At 74.6% G+C, this 16,552-nt stretch carries 6 protein-coding genes and 1 pseudogene; 2 read left to right on the forward strand and 5 right to left on the reverse strand.

From position 1 onward, the window contains the following. Positions 1-47: 47 nt before the first annotated feature. The 3 genes from ABTZ91_RS08115 to ABTZ91_RS08125 form a co-directional block, all read right to left on the reverse strand. Positions 48-3,056, reverse strand: coding sequence for a carbohydrate binding domain-containing protein (locus ABTZ91_RS08115; RefSeq protein ID WP_352076292.1), 3,009 nt, complete (start codon positions 3,054-3,056; stop codon positions 48-50). A gap of 183 nt (positions 3,057-3,239) precedes the next feature. Beyond that, positions 3,240-5,219, reverse strand: coding sequence for an ABC transporter ATP-binding protein (locus tag ABTZ91_RS08120; RefSeq protein ID WP_352076293.1), 1,980 nt, complete (start codon positions 5,217-5,219; stop codon positions 3,240-3,242). A gap of 47 nt (positions 5,220-5,266) precedes the next feature. After that, on the reverse strand, positions 5,267-7,141 hold the full coding sequence (locus ABTZ91_RS08125) for an ABC transporter ATP-binding protein (RefSeq protein WP_352076294.1): 1,875 nt from the start codon (positions 7,139-7,141) through the stop codon (positions 5,267-5,269). Between the two features lie 321 nt (positions 7,142-7,462). Here ABTZ91_RS08125 and gdhA point away from each other — a divergent pair, with 321 nt between their 5' ends. Then, positions 7,463-8,803, forward strand: a complete 1,341-nt coding sequence (gdhA, locus tag ABTZ91_RS08130; protein WP_352076398.1) for an NADP-specific glutamate dehydrogenase — start codon at positions 7,463-7,465, stop codon at positions 8,801-8,803. Positions 8,804-9,494: 691 nt separating this feature from the next. Here gdhA and ABTZ91_RS08135 read toward each other — a convergent pair. Together ABTZ91_RS08135 and ABTZ91_RS08140 are read right to left on the reverse strand one after the other, a co-directional pair. Continuing rightward, positions 9,495-10,841: pseudogene (locus ABTZ91_RS08135) on the reverse strand (MFS transporter); the annotation flags it as partial. A gap of 190 nt (positions 10,842-11,031) precedes the next feature. Beyond that, positions 11,032-12,585, reverse strand: a complete 1,554-nt coding sequence (locus ABTZ91_RS08140; protein WP_352076295.1) for an MFS transporter — start codon at positions 12,583-12,585, stop codon at positions 11,032-11,034. 258 nt (positions 12,586-12,843) lie between these two features. Between ABTZ91_RS08140 and ABTZ91_RS08145 the strand changes: the two genes are divergently transcribed. Next, positions 12,844-16,413: a BTAD domain-containing putative transcriptional regulator gene (locus tag ABTZ91_RS08145; RefSeq protein WP_352076296.1), complete on the forward strand. Its 3,570-nt coding sequence runs from the start codon at positions 12,844-12,846 to the stop codon at positions 16,411-16,413. Positions 16,414-16,552: the final 139 nt, after the last annotated feature.

Here is a 16,552-nt window from a genome sequence, read left to right on the forward strand (position 1 = left end):
CGGCCCCGGAAGGCGGTGTCCTCCGGGACCGCCCGACCGCCGGAGGATCACTTCAGGTACGGGCCGTCGGCGCCGATCTTCCCGGGGCCGCCGAGCACGTAGACCCGCAGGTTGCCCTTGCCGGGCGCGGCGACGGTGAGGCTGCCGTTCGTGACCGTCCTGACGTCACCGGTGACCGCGTCCACGTACGTGCCGTTCGGGATGCCGCTGTACGTGGCCGAGCCGCTGACCGTGACCAGGGCGAAGCTGTCGGTTCCGCCGTCGGTGTAGCGGCGCTTGAAGGCCATGCCTCCGCTGACGCCCTCCGTCGAGTACTGGCCCGACTGCAGGGCCGGGACCGCGCGGCGGATCTCGTTCAGCCGCTGGAGGTGCTTCACCAGGGGCCTCTCCAGGGTCGCCGCCACCGCCCCGCTCGCGGAGGCCACCTTCGAGAAACCGGCGGCGGTGACCTGGCCGGCCAGGTGGTCACCGAAGTAGGCGCGGCCGGTCGTCGCCAGCGGACAGCTCGGCCCGCAGTCGATCTTCTTCCCGGCCTGGAACTCGATCTCCGAGCCGTAAGAGAGGGTCGGGATCCCGCGGAAGGTCCACATCAGCGACATGTTCTCGGCCCACGCGTCGGTGCCGCCCGCGTACCGCTCGGCGCTCTTGTTCGGACCGTAGTCGTGGCTGTCGACGTAGACCACGTTGTACGTGGCGTCGTTGACGCTGTCGTCGGAGTCCTTGCCGTTCCAGAAGGCGTTGTGCGCGTCGCCGAAGTTCATGTGCATGCGCATGTCGATGATGTGCATGCCGGAGAACCGCGCATGGTCGGGCGCGTGGTAGGCGTTGCCCCGCAGAAAGGCGTTGTCGCTGGTGGGCTGGCCGGACGGGCCGAGCTGCTGCTCGTACGCGTACATCTCCAGGCTCGCCTTCGCGTCGTCGGCGTCGTATTCCTTGCGCTCCTTCCACGTGTAGAACTGCGCCGAGTGGTTGACCGAGCCGCGGTTCCACTTGTCGTTGACGAAGGCGGCGACCTCGCCGAAGACGAAGAAGTTCCGGGCCGCGCCGGCGCCGTGGCGCTGCGCCACCCGCTCCTGGATGGCGGGCAGGAAGCGCCGGTTCCAGGTCGTGCGCGGGATGTGGACGGCGGTGTCCACGCGGAAGCCGTCCACGCCCATGTCGATGTACTTGTTGTACGCCCCGATCAGATGGTTCTGCACCGTCGCGCTCTCGGTGTCGAAGTCCGCGAGGTCCTCGTGCAGCCAGCAGGAACGGGAGTCCTCGCCCTCCCAGTTGCCGATCCAGCACGGGTGGTAGAGCGCCTTCGGGAACATGCCGGAGGTCGGCGACGGCCACTGGCAGTTGTAGATCGTGTAGCCCTCGGGGCTCTTGCCGCCGGTGGGCCTGCCCCAGTTCAGGCAGGTGTTGCCGGCCGGCTCGGCGGTGGACCACAGGTCGCCGTTGTAGTACGACTTGCCGCTCCTGGCGTCGACGGTCAGGCCGTCGTACTCGAAGCCGGTCTGCCGCTCGTCGTAGTACCAGCTCCACTGGGAGTCGCGCACGCCGTAGACCGTCGGCGTGAAAAGGCCCTTGGCGCCCCAGCGGGAGGAGTGGTTGTAGACCACGTCCTGGTAGATCTTCATGCCCTTGGCGTGGGCGGCGTCGATGAGGTCCTGGTACGAGGCGCCCGCCGACTCCAGACGCGGGTCGACCCGGTAGAAGTCCCAGCCGTGGTAGCCGTGGTAGTCGTAGTCCGAGCGGTTGAGGACCACCGGGGTGATCCACACAGCCGAGAAGCCGAGCGCCTTGATGTAGTCGAGCCGCTCGACCAGACCCTTGAAGTCGCCCCGGAACATGGGGTCGCCGTGCGCCGCGTTGCCGGACTTCACGTGCTGGCTGCCGCCCCGGTTGTTGGCGGGGTCGCCGTCGTGGAAGCGGGCGGTGAGGACGAAGTAGATCGGGTCCTTGCGCGGGTCGGTGCCCAGCGGCTTCCCGGGCGCCGGCCCGGCCGGTTTCGCGCCGGTGGTGGCCTCGGCGGGGGCGGAGGCGGCGGAGACGTTCCCGGCCGCGTCGACGGCCCGCACGGTGTAGCGGTACGTGGTGCGCTCGGCCAGGCCGGTGTCGGTCAGGACGGTCGAGCCGACGCTGGTGACGATGGTGCCGCCGCTGCCGCCGGTGCGGGTCACCTGGTAGCCGGTGACGCCCGAGTCGTCGGTGGACGGCTGCCAGCCAAGGACGACGGAGACGCCGTCGGCCTTCGCGGTGAGCCCGGCCGGGGCGGTGGGGGCCGTGGTGTCGGGCGGGGCGGCGGCGCAGGGGTCCTGGGCGTTCGGGGTGACCTTCCGGTTCTTCACCGTGCTGGTGCCCGCGGGCAGGGTGTAGTCGGCGCCGTTGTTGTTGTCCCAGGTGCCGTTGCCGTTGTTGAAGGCGGCCTTCAGGGAGGTGGCCGCGCCGAGGGCGACGGTCTGCTTCCACCAGCCGGCGCACGCGGCCCGCATGCCGATGCCGGGCACGGTGGTCCAGGAGCCGCCGGCGGGCGCGTAGTGCAGGTTCGCCGTCGACCAGCCGAGCGCCTCGGTCGAGTAGTAGACGGTGGCGGAGTTCGGGGCGGGGGAGGGCGTGCCGGAGCCGGCGCAGGGGTCGGAGTGGGCGACGACGCCGTCCTTGACGGTGATGTTCCCGGTGCCGAGGGCGTAGTTCGCGCCGCCGTTGTTGTCCCAGGTGCCGTTGCCGTCGTTGAAGGTGGCCCGCAGGCCGCTCGCCGGGCCCAGGTCGACGGTCTTCTTGACCCAGTCGGCGCAGGCGGGCTCCATGGCGGTGCCGGGGACGGTGGTCCAGGAGCCGCCGTCGGGGGCGTAGTGGAGGTGGTACGAGGACCAGTTCCTGGTCTTCGTGGAGTAGAAGACGGTCGCGGTGTTGCCGGCCGTCGTGCCGGATGTCGTTCCGGCCGTCGTTCCGGTCGTCGTTCCGGCCGACGCGGCGGCCGGTCCCAGCGGGCTCAGCAGCGTGCCGGTGACGGCGGCGACGGCGGCGACGGCCAGGAGCCGCGGCAGCCGTCGGGTGGGGCCTCGTTCCATGGGGGACTCCCTTGAGGAGCTCGACAAGCAAGAATCGGCGGTAAGTTGCTGCAAGTGCTTGCGACGGCTGGACCGTACCCCTGGATGGTTGAGGCGTAAAGAGATCGCGCGCGGGCGCACGAAAACGTCCGTATGCCGACCCGGAAGGACCGGCATACGGACGTCCGTCGAGGCTGGTCCGGGTCAGCCCACCAGACTGTCCCGCCAGGCCCGGTGCAGACCCGCGTACCGGCCCTCACCGCCCACCAGTTCGGCCGGCGAACCGTCCTCGACCACCCGGCCCGCCTCCATCACCAGCACCCGGTCGGCGACCTCCACCGTGGACAGCCGGTGCGCGATCACCACCGCCGTACGGCCCGCCAGCACCGTGTCCATCGCCCGCTGCACCGCCCGCTCGCCCGGTACGTCCAGCGAACTCGTCGCCTCGTCCAGGATCAGCACCGCCGGATCCGCCAGCAGCGCCCGCGCGAAGGCGACCAACTGCCGCTGCCCCGCCGAGATCCGGCCGCCCCGCTTGCGGACGTCCGTGTCGTAGCCGTCCGGGAGGCCCGCGATGAAATCGTGCGCGCCGATCGCCTTCGCGGCCTGCTCGATCTCCGCGTGGGTCGCGTCCGGGCGGCCGATCGCGATGTTGTCCGCGACCGTCCCCGAGAACAGGAACGCCTCCTGCGTCACCATCACCACACCCCGCCGCAGTTCGGGCGTCGACAGATCACGCAGGTCGACCCCGTCGAGCAGCACCCGGCCCTCTGTCGGGTCGTAGAAGCGGGCGAGCAGCTTCGCCAGCGTCGACTTGCCCGCACCCGTCGCGCCCACCACGGCGACCGTCTGACCGGCCGGGATCGTCAGGTCGAAGCGCGGCAGCACCTCACCACCGGTCCGGTACGCGAACCGCACCCCCTCGAAGACGACCTCCCGGCCCGGCCTGCCCGTGCGCGGCGGGGGCAGCTCGCGCGGCGCCGCCGCCTCCGGGACGCCCGGCTCCTGGGCCAGCAGGCCCGCGATCTTGGCCAGCGAGGCCGCCGCCGACTCGTACGAGTTGAGGAACATCCCGAGCCGGTCGATCGGGTCGTAGAGCCGCCGCACGTACAGCACGGCCGCCGCCAGCACACCCAGCTCCAGCGTCCCCTCCGCGACCCGCCACGCACCCCACAGGCACATGCCGGCCACCGCCGTGTTCGCGACGAGCCGCGAACCGACGACATAGCGGGCCATCTCCAGGAGCGCGTCCCCGTTGCTGCGTTCGTGCCGGTGGTTCAGGGCGGCGAACTCGGCGTCGTTGGCCCGCTCCCGGCGGAACGCCCGGACCGGCCGGATGCCGTTCATCGTCTCCGCGAACTTCACGATCACCGAGGCGATGGCGGTGGAGCGCGCCGCGAAGACCAGGGCGGAGCGGCGCCGGTAGAGCCGTACGAGGAGGTACAGCGGTCCGAAGGAGGCCACGGCGACCGCGCCGATGCCCAGGTCCAGCCAGAGCAGCATCGCCGAGATCGTCACGAAGGACAGGACGACGCCGACGAGTTCCTGGAGCCCCTCGGACAGCAGCTCGCGCAGCGACTCCACGTCGGTGGTGGAGCGGGAGATCAGCCGGCCCGAGGTGTAGCGCTCGTGGAAGTCGACACTGAGGGCCTGCGCGTGCCGGAAGATCCGCCCGCGCAGGTCGAGCAGCACGTCCTGGTTGACCCGGGCGGCGATCCGGACGAACGCGTACTGCAGCAGCCCGCCGGCCACCGCGCACGCCAGGTACCCGAGCGCCACGGCGACCACCGGCCCCCGGTCCCCGTCCCGGAACGCCGGCACGGCGCGGTCGATCGCGTACGCCACGAGCAACGGCCCCGCCTGGAGCGCGGCCTGCTGCACCAGCAGCACCAGCGCGGCCACCACCACGCGCGCCCGGTGCGCCGCGAGCAGCGACCGCAGCAGCCGCCCGGTGGCGCCGGGCGCGACGGGCAGGTCGTCCTGGTCGAAGGGGTCACCGGCGGAGGCGGGGCCGGGGCGGTCGCCGTCGGAGGCGGGGCCTGGCTCGGGGGCGGGCGGGCTCGGCTGCGGGCCGGGTGGCGGGCTCGGCTGCGGGCCGGGCCCGGGGTCGGGCTGCGGGCTGGGGCCGGGTTCGGGCCGGGGGCCTGGCTCGCGGAGGGACCCGGGGCCCTTCCCCGTACCCATCCCGGTCCCCGTCCCCGTTTCCCTTCCCGTTTCCGTGTGCGCGTCCGTCATCGGGTCGTCGCCTCCTCGTGCCGCTCGCCCGACATCAGCCAGGCGTACTCGGCGCTGGTGCGCAGCAGTTCGTGGTGGGTGCCGACGGCGGTGACACGGCCGGCCGACAGCAGGGCGACCCGGTCGGCGAGCAGCACCGTGGAGGGGCGGTGCGCGACCACCAGGGCGGTGGTGTCGCGCAGCACCTCGCGCAGCGCCGCCTCGACGCGGGCCTCGGTGTGGACGTCGAGGGCCGACAGCGGGTCGTCCAGGACCAGGAAGCGGGGCCGGCCGACGACCGCCCGGGCCAGGGCGAGCCGCTGCCGCTGACCGCCCGAGAGGCTCAGGCCCTGCTCGCCGACCTCGGTCGCGGCGCCCTCGGGGAGCCGGTCCACGAAGTCGTCGGCCTGGGCGACGGCCAGCGCGCGCCGCAGCTCCGGCCCGGCGGCGTCCGGCCCGGCCCCCATCAGGACGTTCTCGCCGACGCTCGCCGAGAACAGGGTCGGTTCCTCGAACGCCACCGACACCAGCGACCGCAGCCGGTCCCTCGGCATCAGGGTGATGTCCTCGCCGTCGAGCAGGATCCGCCCGCCGGTCGGCTCGTGCAGCCGTGGTACGAGGGCGGTGAGGGTCGTCTTGCCGGAACCGGTCGCGCCGACGAGCGCCAGCGTCTCGCCGGGCCGGATGTGCAGATCGATCCCGTCCAGGACCGGCGGGGCGTCCTCCGGCGCGTCCGGGTAGCGGAAGGTGACGTTCTCGAACCGCACCCCGTCGAGGGCGCCGTCGCCGTCGCCGCCGGAGCCGGCCGCGGCACGCCCGGCCCGCCCGGACGCCGTCCGCGTCCCCGTCTCCGACTCCTCCGCCGCGTCCATCACCTCGAAGTACCGCTCCGTCGCCGTCGCCGCCTCCTGGCTCATCGCCAGCAGGAAGCCGATCGACTCCACCGGCCAGCGCAGCGCCAGCGCCGTCGACAGGAACGCCACCAGGGTGCCCGCCGAGAGCTGCCCGTCCGCCACCTGCACCGTGCCGACCACCAGGGCCGCGCCCACCGCCAGTTCCGGCAGCAGCGTGATGAGCGCCCAGATCCCCGCGAGCAGCCGGGCCTTGCCCAGCTCCGTGGTGCGCAGCAGCTCGGCCAGGGTCCGGAAGGCCTCGGCCTGGCTGCGGTGGCGGCCGAAGCCCTTGACGATCCGGATGCCGAGCACGCTCTCCTCGACCACCGTCGTCAGATCGCCCACCTGGTCCTGCGCGCGCCGCGCCACCACCGCGTACCGCCGCTCGAAGACCGAGCAGAGCACGACCATCGGCACCACGGGCAGCAGCAGGACGAGCCCGAGCGTCCAGTCCTGGGCGAGCAGCACCGCGTAACCGGCCAGGATCGTCACGCCGTTGACCAGCAGGAAGGTCAACGGGAAGGCCAGGAACATCCGGACCAGCATCAGGTCGGTGGTGCCGCGCGACAGGAGCTGGCCCGATGCCCACCGGTCGTGGAAGGCGATCGGCAGCCGCTGCAGCCGTGCGTAGAGGGCCGCCCGCATGCGCGCCTCGACACCGGCGAGCGGCCGGGCCACCAGCCACCGCCGGAAGCCGAAGAGGGCCGCCTCGGCGATGCCGAGCAGCAGCAGGTACAGCGCGCCGAGCCACACCCCGGTGGTGTCGCCGTCCGTGACCGGGCCGTCGACCAGCCACTTCAGGACGAGGGGGATGACGAGTGACAGGCAGGAGGCGACGATCGCGACGAACGCGGCCGTGAACAGGCGTACGCGCACGGGCCGGACGTAGGGCCACAGGCGCAGCAGCGTGCGCACGGCCGAGCGGCGGGCCCGGGGAGCCTCGGCGGGGACGGGGACGGGGACGGGGACAGGGGCGGGGGCGGCGGGTTCTGAGGGCATCAGGTTCGAGCCTAGGGTTCACCCCTGACATCGCTCATGTGGTTTTCCGGCCACGGGAGACCGCCCTGGGGGAGCCGGGGGACTCGGGAGACACGGGGGAGTGGGTGAGCCGGGGGCGGGGGCGGGCGGGTGCCCGCGTGAGGTGCTGGGACCTCACCCGCTTTCCGTGCCGCGCACACGGCCCTTGTACCGTCCGTACCACGTCCCTCTCCGGGGGTGCACGGGGTACGAGGCACATCGCACCGCCCGGGGACCCGCACCGTCCCACCGAACAGGAAGAACCAGATGACCGCGCTCTCCACCCAGCCCGTTCACCGGGACATGCCGGCCCTGCTCCGCCCCCTCCACGCGGAGGTCCTGCGGCGCAACCCGGGCGAACCCGAGTTCCACCAGGCACTCGGCGAGGTCCTGGAGTCCCTGGAACCGGTGCTCACCGCGCGCCCCGAACTCCTCGAGGCCCGGGTCCTGGAGCGGCTCGTGGAGCCCGAGCGGCAGCTGATCTTCCGCGTGCCGTGGCAGGACGACGCCGGCCGCGTCCAGGTCAACCGGGGCTTCCGCGTCGAGTTCAACAGCGCGCTCGGCCCCTACAAGGGCGGCCTGCGCTTCCACCCGACGGTCGGCCTCGGCACCGTGAAGTTCCTCGGCTTCGAGCAGATCTTCAAGAACGCGCTCACCGGCCTGGGCATCGGCGGCGGCAAGGGCGGCAGCGACTTCGACCCGCACGGCCGCTCCGACGCCGAGGTCATGCGCTTCTGCCAGTCCTTCATGACCGAGCTGTACCGCCACCTCGGCGAGCACACCGACGTCCCCGCCGGAGACATCGGCGTCGGCGGCCGCGAGATCGGCTACCTCTTCGGCCAGTACCGGCGCATCACCAACCGCTGGGAGGCCGGCGTCCTCACCGGCAAGGGCATCGGCTGGGGCGGCTCCCTGGTCCGCGCCGAGGCCACCGGATACGGCAACGTCCTCTTCGCCCTGGAGATGCTGCGGACCCGGGGCGAGGACCTGGAGGGCCGCCAGGTCACCGTCTCCGGCTCCGGCAACGTCGCCCTCTACTCGATCGAGAAGGCGCAGGCGCTCGGCGCGCACGTGCTCACCGCCTCCGACTCCGGCGGCTACGTCGTCGACGAGAAGGGCATCGACCTCGCGCTGCTCAAGCAGGTCAAGGAGCACGAGCGCGGCCGCGTCAGCGACTACGCGGAGCGCCGGGGGGCCTCGGCCCGGTACGTGGCGGGCGGCAGCGTCTGGGACGTCCCCGCCGACGTCGCCCTCCCCTCGGCCACCCAGAACGAGCTGGACGCCGACGCCGCCCGGACCCTGGTCCGCAACGGCGTCAAGGCGGTCTCCGAGGGCGCCAACATGCCCACCACCCCCGAGGCCGTCCGCGTCCTGCGCGAGGCCGGCGTCCTCTTCGGCCCGGGCAAGGCCGCCAACGCGGGCGGAGTGGCGACCAGCGCCCTGGAGATGCGGCAGAACGCGGCCCGCGAGTCCTGGACCTTCGAGCAGGTCGAGACCCGCCTCGCGGGCATCATGCGCGACATCCACGAGACCGTCCGCGCGACCGCGGAGCGCTACGGGGCCCCCGGAGACTACGTCGTGGGCGCCAATATCGCCGGATTCGAACGCGTCGCCGACGCGATGCTCGCCCAGGGCGTCGTCTGACCGACCCCGGCGACGACGACACCGCGACGGCCGGTACGGGGCGGGGCGGTGCCTCCGATTCCGCTCCGCCGCCTGCCGCCGGGGCCGGTACGGGCGCACGCGGCGGCTGCGCGTGGCTACCGGCGGCGGGTTTCGCGTCCGCAGCGGCCGGTACGGGACGGGCCGGCGGCTCCCGATCCGTTCCGCCGCCGGGTGGGGCGGCCGGTACAAGGCCGGGTGCGCTTGCCGGGTTCGTACCGTCGCCGGGCGGGGTCGCCGGTACGAGGAGGCGGGGTGCGCTTGCCGGGCTCGTACCGTCGCCGGGCGGGGCGGCCGGTCCGCGGTGCGGCGTGCTCATCGCTGTCGGACCGTCACCCGGGGCCGCGGCCGGGGTCGGCGCGCTCATCGCCGTCGGACCGTCATCCGGGGCCGCGGCCGGGGTCGGCGCGCTCATCGCTGCCGGGCCGTCACCCGGGGCCGTGGGCGCCGTCGGCGGGCCCACAGGGCCGGTCCGCGTGGCGCCCGGAACCGTGCGGCGGCGGGTCGCGGCAGCGGTGATCGCGGCTATCGCGAGGGCCGCGACGGCCAGGACGGTCATCACCGCGCGGAAGGCGTCCAGCCAGGCCGGCGCGCCCGCGCCCGGGGCTCCGGCGCCGTCGGGGGAGAGGCGGTGGAAGAAGACGAGCCCCGTCAGGGCGATGCCGAGGACGCCCGCCGTCTCCTGCGCGGTGCCGAGGACACCGGCGGCCATGCCGGTCAGGCGCGCCCGCACGCCCGCCAGCGCGGCCGCCGTCAGCGGGGCCATGAGGAGCCCCATGCCGGCGCCCGTCACGGCGAGACCGGCGACCAGCCCCACGGGCAGCCCCGTGGCGCCGACGGCGGCGGCGGACCAGCCGATCAGCGCGAAGCCCGCCGCGAGGACCGTCCCGCCGAGGACGGCGATCCGGTTGCCGAGCCGGCCGGTGAGCCGGCCCGTCTGCGTGGACGCCGCGAAGAAGGAGGCGTTGAGCGCGACACCGACCACGCCCGCCGTCACCGGGGACACGCCCCGGCCCTCCTGGAGGAAGACGGACAGCACGAACGTCAGTCCCGCCGACCCTCCGAACAGCAGGGCCACGCAGACCACGCCCCGGGTGAAGCCGGGGTCCCGGAAGACCACCGGGTCCAGCAAGGGGCTGCGCCCCGCCGTGATCCGGCGCCGCTGGTGCGCGGCGAACCCGGCGAGGAGCGGCAGGGACAGGCCGAGGCTCACCCACGTCCAGGCCGGCCACCCGGACTCGCGGCCGACGACCAGCGGCAGCACCAGCGCCACGAGCCCGGTCGCGGACAGCACCGTCCCGAGCGGGTCGAGCCCCCGCCGTAACGCGCCGCGGCCGCCCGGCGTACCGGAACCCGGCCCGTCCGCCGGCAGCAACCGCACCAGCGCCAGCGCCAGCAGCCCGAGCGGCACGTTGACGAGGAAACAGGCCCGCCACCCGAGCCCGCCCGGGTCCGCCGCCAGCACCAGCCCGCCCACGGTCTGCCCGCCGGTGCCGGCGACGCCCACGGTCGCCCCGTACCAGGCGAAGGCCCGCGCCCGGTCGGCCCCGGGGAACATGCGGCCGATCAGCGCGAGGACCTGAGGCGCCATCAGCGCGGCGGCCAGGCCCTGCGCGATCCGCGCCGCCACGAGGAACCCCGGCCCGGTCGCCAGCCCGCACGCCGCCGAGGCGCCCGTGAACAGCGCGAGTCCCACCACGAACACCCGCCGCGGCCCGTACAGGTCGCCCACCCGTCCCGCGGTGACGAGGCCGATGGCGTACGCGAGGCCGTACCCGACGAGCACCGCCTGCAGGGCGGTCCGCCCCGCGTCCAGGTCGCGCCGGGTCGCCGGCGCCACCGCGTTCACGATGAAGAAGTCGAGCGTCGTCATGAACACCGCGGCGAGCACCACGAGCAGGGCCCACCAGCGGGTCCGTCCGCCGGCGCGGGCGCCGTTCCCGGCGCTGTCCCGGCGGCCGGTCGCGGCGCGGTTCCCGGCCGGGCCGGGACGGGCGGGGAGACGTACGACCGACGGCATGTGGTCCTCCTGACGGGGGAGAGCGGGCGGGCCGGGGAACGGCGCAGGGGCAGCCCGGACGGAGCTCGGGCCACCCCTGTGGGTGGTGCGTGACGGACGCGGACCGGTGGTACGTGACGGACGCGGACCGGTGGTGCGTGACGGACGCGGACCGGTGGTGCGCGGCGGTACGGGGCCGAGCCCGCGGGGCTCAGTGACCGGCCGGCACGTGCGCCTTGGGCGCCTCGGTGGAGGCGCCGTCACCGGCGGCGACCGGCGGCTGGGCCGGCTTGCGGCTCAGCAGCAGGAGCAGCGCGGTGACCAGGCCGACCAGAGCGAAGACGGCCGTGGCGAGGAACCCGGCCCGGAAGCCGTCGTTGAGGCCGGCGGCGTCCGTACCGGTGGTGTGGGCGAAGGCCACCGAGGAGGCGATGGCGATGCCGAGCGCGGCACCGATCTGGAAGACCGCGTTGTTGATGCCGGAGACCAGACCGGACTCCTCCGGCTTCGCGCCCGTCAGCGAGGCGATCGACGCGGCCACGTTGGTGGAGCCGATACCGGAGCCGAAGACGACCAGGCCGAAGAACAGGTCGCTCCAGTAGCCGCCGTTCGGGTCGATCTGCGTGAGCAGGAGCAGCCCGGCGGAGAGCAGGGTCATGCCGACGACCGCGATCGGCTTGTAGCCGACCTTGGCGACGAGCCGGGCGCTGACGTTCGCGCCGATGATCGACATCAGAGCGTAGATCGCGGTGCTCAGACCGAACTTGACGGCGCTGTAGCCGAGCACCTGCTGGGCGTAGAGCGAGGTGATGAGCGCACCGCCGTAGACCGCCATGGCGACGATGATCATCAGGATGTTGCCGCCGACGACCGTGGGGGAGCGGAAGATCCGCAGCGGGACCAGCGGGGCCTGCGACGTGCTCTCGATGAGGGTGAAGACGACCAGGAGGACCGCGGAAGCGATCAGCATCCAGATGGTCTGACCGCTTCCCCAGCCGACGACCGGGGCCTCGGAGACCGCGTACACCAGGAGCGCGACGGCGGCCGTGACGGTGAGGGCACCGGCCGGGTCGAAGCGGCGGCGGCCCGGACGGACCGGGGTCTCCTTCAGCAGACGCGGGCCGAAGACCAGGACCGCGGCGACGACCGGGACGTTGATGTAGAAGATCCACTCCCAGCCCAGGCCGTCGGTGATCGGGCCACCGATGAGGAGGGCGGCGGTGGCGCCGAAGGCGCCGATGCCGGTCCAGATGCCCAGCGCCTTGTTGCGCTCCGGGCCCTCGGCGAAGGTGTGCATGAGGACGGCCATGGCGGTCGGCGTCATGACGGCGGCCGCCACACCCTGGACGACACGGGCGGTGATGAGGACCTCGTCCGTCCACGCCAGACCGCACAGCACCGAGGCGATGCCGAAGAGGGCCGTGCCGAAGAGGAACATCCTGCGCCCGCCGAGCAGGTCGGCGGTGCGCCCGCCGAACATCAACAAACCGCCGAAGCTCAGCAGGTAGGCGCTCATCACCCACTGGACGCCGCCGGCCGCGAAGCCGAGCTCCGACTCGATGGCGGGCAGCGCGAGCATGACGATCTGCGAGTCGACGATCACCATGAAGAACGCGGCGACCAGCAGGGTGAGCGCCGGCCAGCGGCGCGGGTCGGGGGCCGGGTCCGGGGCTGGGTCGGGAGCCCGGCCGGTGCGGGCCGCCGGATCCTGCGACCCGACGTCCTTGGTCCGGCTCGGTCGGTTGTTACGGGATGCGCGCGACATGGGTTCCTCGATTCCTCGTGCGTGATGTCCGGATCTCCGGCGGTCCGTGACTCCCCTCGGGGGCCGCGGGCGTCCAGGAGTCACTGCGTGCCGTGCCGCCGTCCGTTTCCTCGCGGCGGCTTCGGGAACACACTGGCCCCCGCCTCTCTCGGCACCCTCACGGCCGGCTCACGGACGCCGTCCCGCGCGCTCACGGGCTCTCACGGCCCCGCCCGTCCACCGCCCCCCGCCGTCCCGCGGCTGGGCTACTGTGCGGCCATGCGCTTCGGGGTACTGGGTCTTCTCGAGGTGCGGACCACGGACGGCACACCGGTCCGCCTGGGGGAACCCAAGGTCCGCGCCCTTCTCGCCGACCTCCTCATACACGTCGGCCGGCCCGTCTCCACGGACCGGCTCCTCGACGACCTGTGGGGCGAGGACCTTCCCGGCAAGCCCGCGGCGGCCCTCCAGACCAAGGTCTGGCACCTGCGCCGCACCCTGGAGCAGGCGGAGCCCGGCGGACGGGCCCTCGTCGTCTCCCGCGCGCCCGGCTATCTCCTGGACGTCGCCCCCGACGCCGTCGACGCCGGCCGCTTCGCCTTCCTGACGGGCCGGGCCCGCGCCACCCCGGACCTCCACGCCAAGGTCGCGCTGCTCACCGACGCCCTCGCCCTGTGGCGCGGTCCCGCCTACACCGAGTTCGAGAACGAGCCCTTCGCCCGCCCTGCCGCCCAGCACCTCGAGGAACAGCGCGTCTCCGCCCTGGAGGAGCAGGCCGCCGCCCGCCTGGCCCTCGGCGAACACCACCTGCTCGCCGACGAACTCGCCGGCCTGGTCGCCGCCCACCCGCTGCGCGAACGCCTCCACGCCCTCCACCTGCGCGCCCTCTACCGCGCCGGCCGCCAGAACGACGCCCTCGACGGTTACGCCCGCCTCCGCGCCCGCCTGCGCGACGAGCTCGGCCTCGACCCGGGCGCCGAACTCACCGCCCTCCACCAGGCGATCCTCCGACAGGACCCGTCCCTCGCCGCCCCCGCCACCCCGCCGGGGGCCGTCCCCCTGTCCGGGCCGGTCACCGCGTCGGGGGCCGTCACCCCGCCCGCGGCGGTCACCGCCGGGGCCGCCACCCCGCCCGGGGCCGGCATCGACGCCCCGGCCACCCCTGCCGCGTCCGTCGCTACCGGGGCCGTCCCCCTGCCCGGGGCCGGCATCGACGCCCCGGCCACCCCTGCCGCGTCCGTCGCTACCGGGGCCGCCACTCCTGCCGCGTCCGTCGCTACCGGCACCGCCACCCCGCCCGCGACCGTCGCTACCGGCACCGCCACCCCGCCGCCGGCCGTCGCCCCCGAAACCGATGCCCCGCGTCGGCGCGGCAACCTGCCCGTCCCGCTCACCGAACTCGTCGGCCGTGCCGACGATCTGACGGCCCTGCGGACCCTCCTCACCGACACCACCGGCCCCCACGGCCGGCTCGTCACCCTCACGGGACCCGGCGGCGTCGGCAAGACCCGCCTCGCCCTCGAAGCGGCCGCCCAGGCCGCCGACGCCTTCCCCGACGGCGCGTGGCTCGTCGAACTCACCGGCCCGGCCGCCCGCCCCGACACCTCCGGCGACGTGTCCGCCACCGCCCACGTCGTCGCCGCCGCCCTCGGCATGCGCGACGACACCACCCCGGACGGCGCCGACGACCGCCCCGACACCCCGGCCGAACGGCTCGCCACCGCCCTCCACGCCAAACGCGCCCTGCTGCTCCTGGACAACTGCGAGCACGTGGTGGACGCCGTCGCCGAACTCACCGGCACCCTTCTCGCCCGCGCCCCCCACCTGCGGGTCCTCGCCACCAGCCAGGAACCCCTCGGCATCGCCGGCGAGATCCTCCGCCCCGTCGGCCCCCTCGCCCTGCCCGACGCCGCCGCCACCGGGCCCGACCACCTCGGCCGGGCCGAGGCCGTCCGGCTGTTCGTCGCCCGCGCCCGGGCCGCCGACCCCGGCTTCGCCCTCACCGCCGACAACGCCGAGGCCGTCGCCGCCGTCTGCCGCCGCCTCGACGGCATCCCGCTCGCCCTCGAACTGGCCGCCACCCGGGTCCGCACCCTCGGCGCCCGCGCACTCGCCGCCCGCCTCGACGACCGCTTCCGCGTCCTCGCCGCCGGCCGCCGCGACGCCCCGGCCCGCCAGCGCACCCTCCGCGCGGTCATCGACTGGAGCTGGGAACTCCTCACCGCCGGCGAGCAGACCGTCCTGCGCCGCCTCGCCGTCCACGCCGACGGCTGCACCCTGGACGCCGCCGAAGCGGTCTGCGCCGACGGCGCCCTCCCCGCCACCGAGGTCCTCGACCTCCTCGCCCGCCTGGTCGACCGGTCCCTCGTCGTCGCCGCCGACACCCCGGCGGGCGTCCGCTACCGGCTCCTCGAATCCGTCGCCGCCTACGGCCTCGAACGCCTCGACGACGCCGGCGAGACCACCGAGGTACGCCGCCGGCACGCCCGCCACCACCTGGCGCTCGCCGAGACCGCCGCCCCGCACCTGCGTGGCCGCGACCAGCGCGTCTGGCTCGAACGCCTCGACACCGAGGCCGGCAACCTCCGCGCCGCCCTGGAGACCTGCGTCCGCACCGGCGCCGCCGACGACGCCCTGCGCCTGGTCATCGCCCAGTCCTGGTACTGGTTCCTGCGCGGCCGGCTCGGCGAGGCCCTGCGCTCCTTCGACCAGGCCCTGTCCGTGCCCGCCGACGACTCCGCCGTCTGCCGCGCCCACCACGCCGACGCCACCGTCCGCCGCGCGGCCCTCGCCCTCCACTCCGGCGACGCCGAGGGCCCCGCCCGGGCCGCCGCCGCCCTCCCCCTCGTCGACCGCATCACCGACCCCTGCGGCCGGGCCCACGCCCTGTGGCTGCTCTCCTTCACCCTGTACGGCTCCGGCGACCTCGCCTCCAACCACGAGCGGGCCACCACCGCGCTCGCCGCCTTCGAGGAACTCGGCGACCCGTGGGGCCGCGCGGCCGCCCTCACCGTCCGCGCCGGACACGCCCTCATCCGGGGCGACTTCGCCGCCGCCTCCCGCGACGCCGGCGCCGGCCTCGCCCTCTTCCGCGACATCGGCGACCGGTGGGGACAGTTGAGGGCGGGCGACCTGCTCGCCCAGCTCGCCGAGATCCACGAGGACTACGCCGAGGCCACCCGCATGCACCGCGACGGGCTGCGCATGGCCGAGGAGCTCGGCCTGTGGACCGACGCCTCCTACAAGTGGTCCGGGCTCGGCCGCATCGCCCTGCTCACCGGCGACCACGCCGAGGCCCGCCGCTTCCACGAGCACGGGCTGCGCCTCGCCGCCGAACAGGCCCACAAGCGCGGCGAGCAGTTCGCCGAGACCGGCCTCGCCCTCGTCGCCCGCCGCGAGGGCCGCCTGGACGACGCCGAGGCCCACCTCACCAAGTGGCTCGACTGGCTCCGCTCCGTCTACGGAGACCTCGGCACCGCCCTCGTCATGGCCGAGCTCGGCTTCGTCGCCGAACAGCGCGGCGACGCCGCCACCGCCCGCGCCCACCACCTCGCCGGCTACGCCGCCGCCCGCGAGACCGGCGACCCCCGCGCCCTCGCCCTCGCCCTGGAGGGCCTGGCCGGCACGTGCGCCCTGACGGGCCGGCACGCCCACGCCGCCCGCCTCCTCGGCGCCGCCACCGCCGCCCGCGCGTCCGTCGGCCGCCCCCTGCCCCGTACGGAGAGCGGTGACGTCGACCGCATCTCCGCCGCCGTACGGGAAGCCCTCGGCGAGGAGCTCTACACCAAGGAACTCACCACCGGCCGCGCCCTCGACCCCCACGACCCGGCCCTCCTCCAGGGCCTGTGACCCCTGACCCCCGCGAGCGCGCCGCTCACGGGGGGCGGGGCGGCCCGGCCGGCCGAAGACCCCCACGCCCGTCCCGAGGCCGGCTGCCCGCGCCCGTTGGCCATGGCGCCGAAGGTCAGCCGCCCGCGCCCGTCGGCCA

Origin of the sequence: Streptomyces sp. NPDC126499 (assembly GCF_040302485.1) — a bacterium.
Classification (GTDB): Bacteria; Actinomycetota; Actinomycetes; order Streptomycetales; family Streptomycetaceae; genus Streptomyces.

Excerpts from the sequence above, each read along its gene's own strand:
- ABTZ91_RS08115 (WP_352076292.1), bottom strand. The coding sequence starts at position 3,056 with ATGGAACGAGGCCCCACCCGACGGCTGCCGCGGCTCCTGGCCGTCGCC.
- ABTZ91_RS08120 (WP_352076293.1), bottom strand. The coding sequence starts at position 5,219 with ATGGGTACGGGGAAGGGCCCCGGGTCCCTCCGCGAGCCAGGCCCCCGG.
- ABTZ91_RS08125 (WP_352076294.1), bottom strand. The coding sequence starts at position 7,141 with ATGCCCTCAGAACCCGCCGCCCCCGCCCCTGTCCCCGTCCCCGTCCCC.
- gdhA (WP_352076398.1), top strand. The coding sequence starts at position 7,463 with ATGCCGGCCCTGCTCCGCCCCCTCCACGCGGAGGTCCTGCGGCGCAAC.
- ABTZ91_RS08140 (WP_352076295.1), bottom strand. The coding sequence starts at position 12,585 with ATGTCGCGCGCATCCCGTAACAACCGACCGAGCCGGACCAAGGACGTC.
- ABTZ91_RS08145 (WP_352076296.1), top strand. The coding sequence starts at position 12,844 with ATGCGCTTCGGGGTACTGGGTCTTCTCGAGGTGCGGACCACGGACGGC.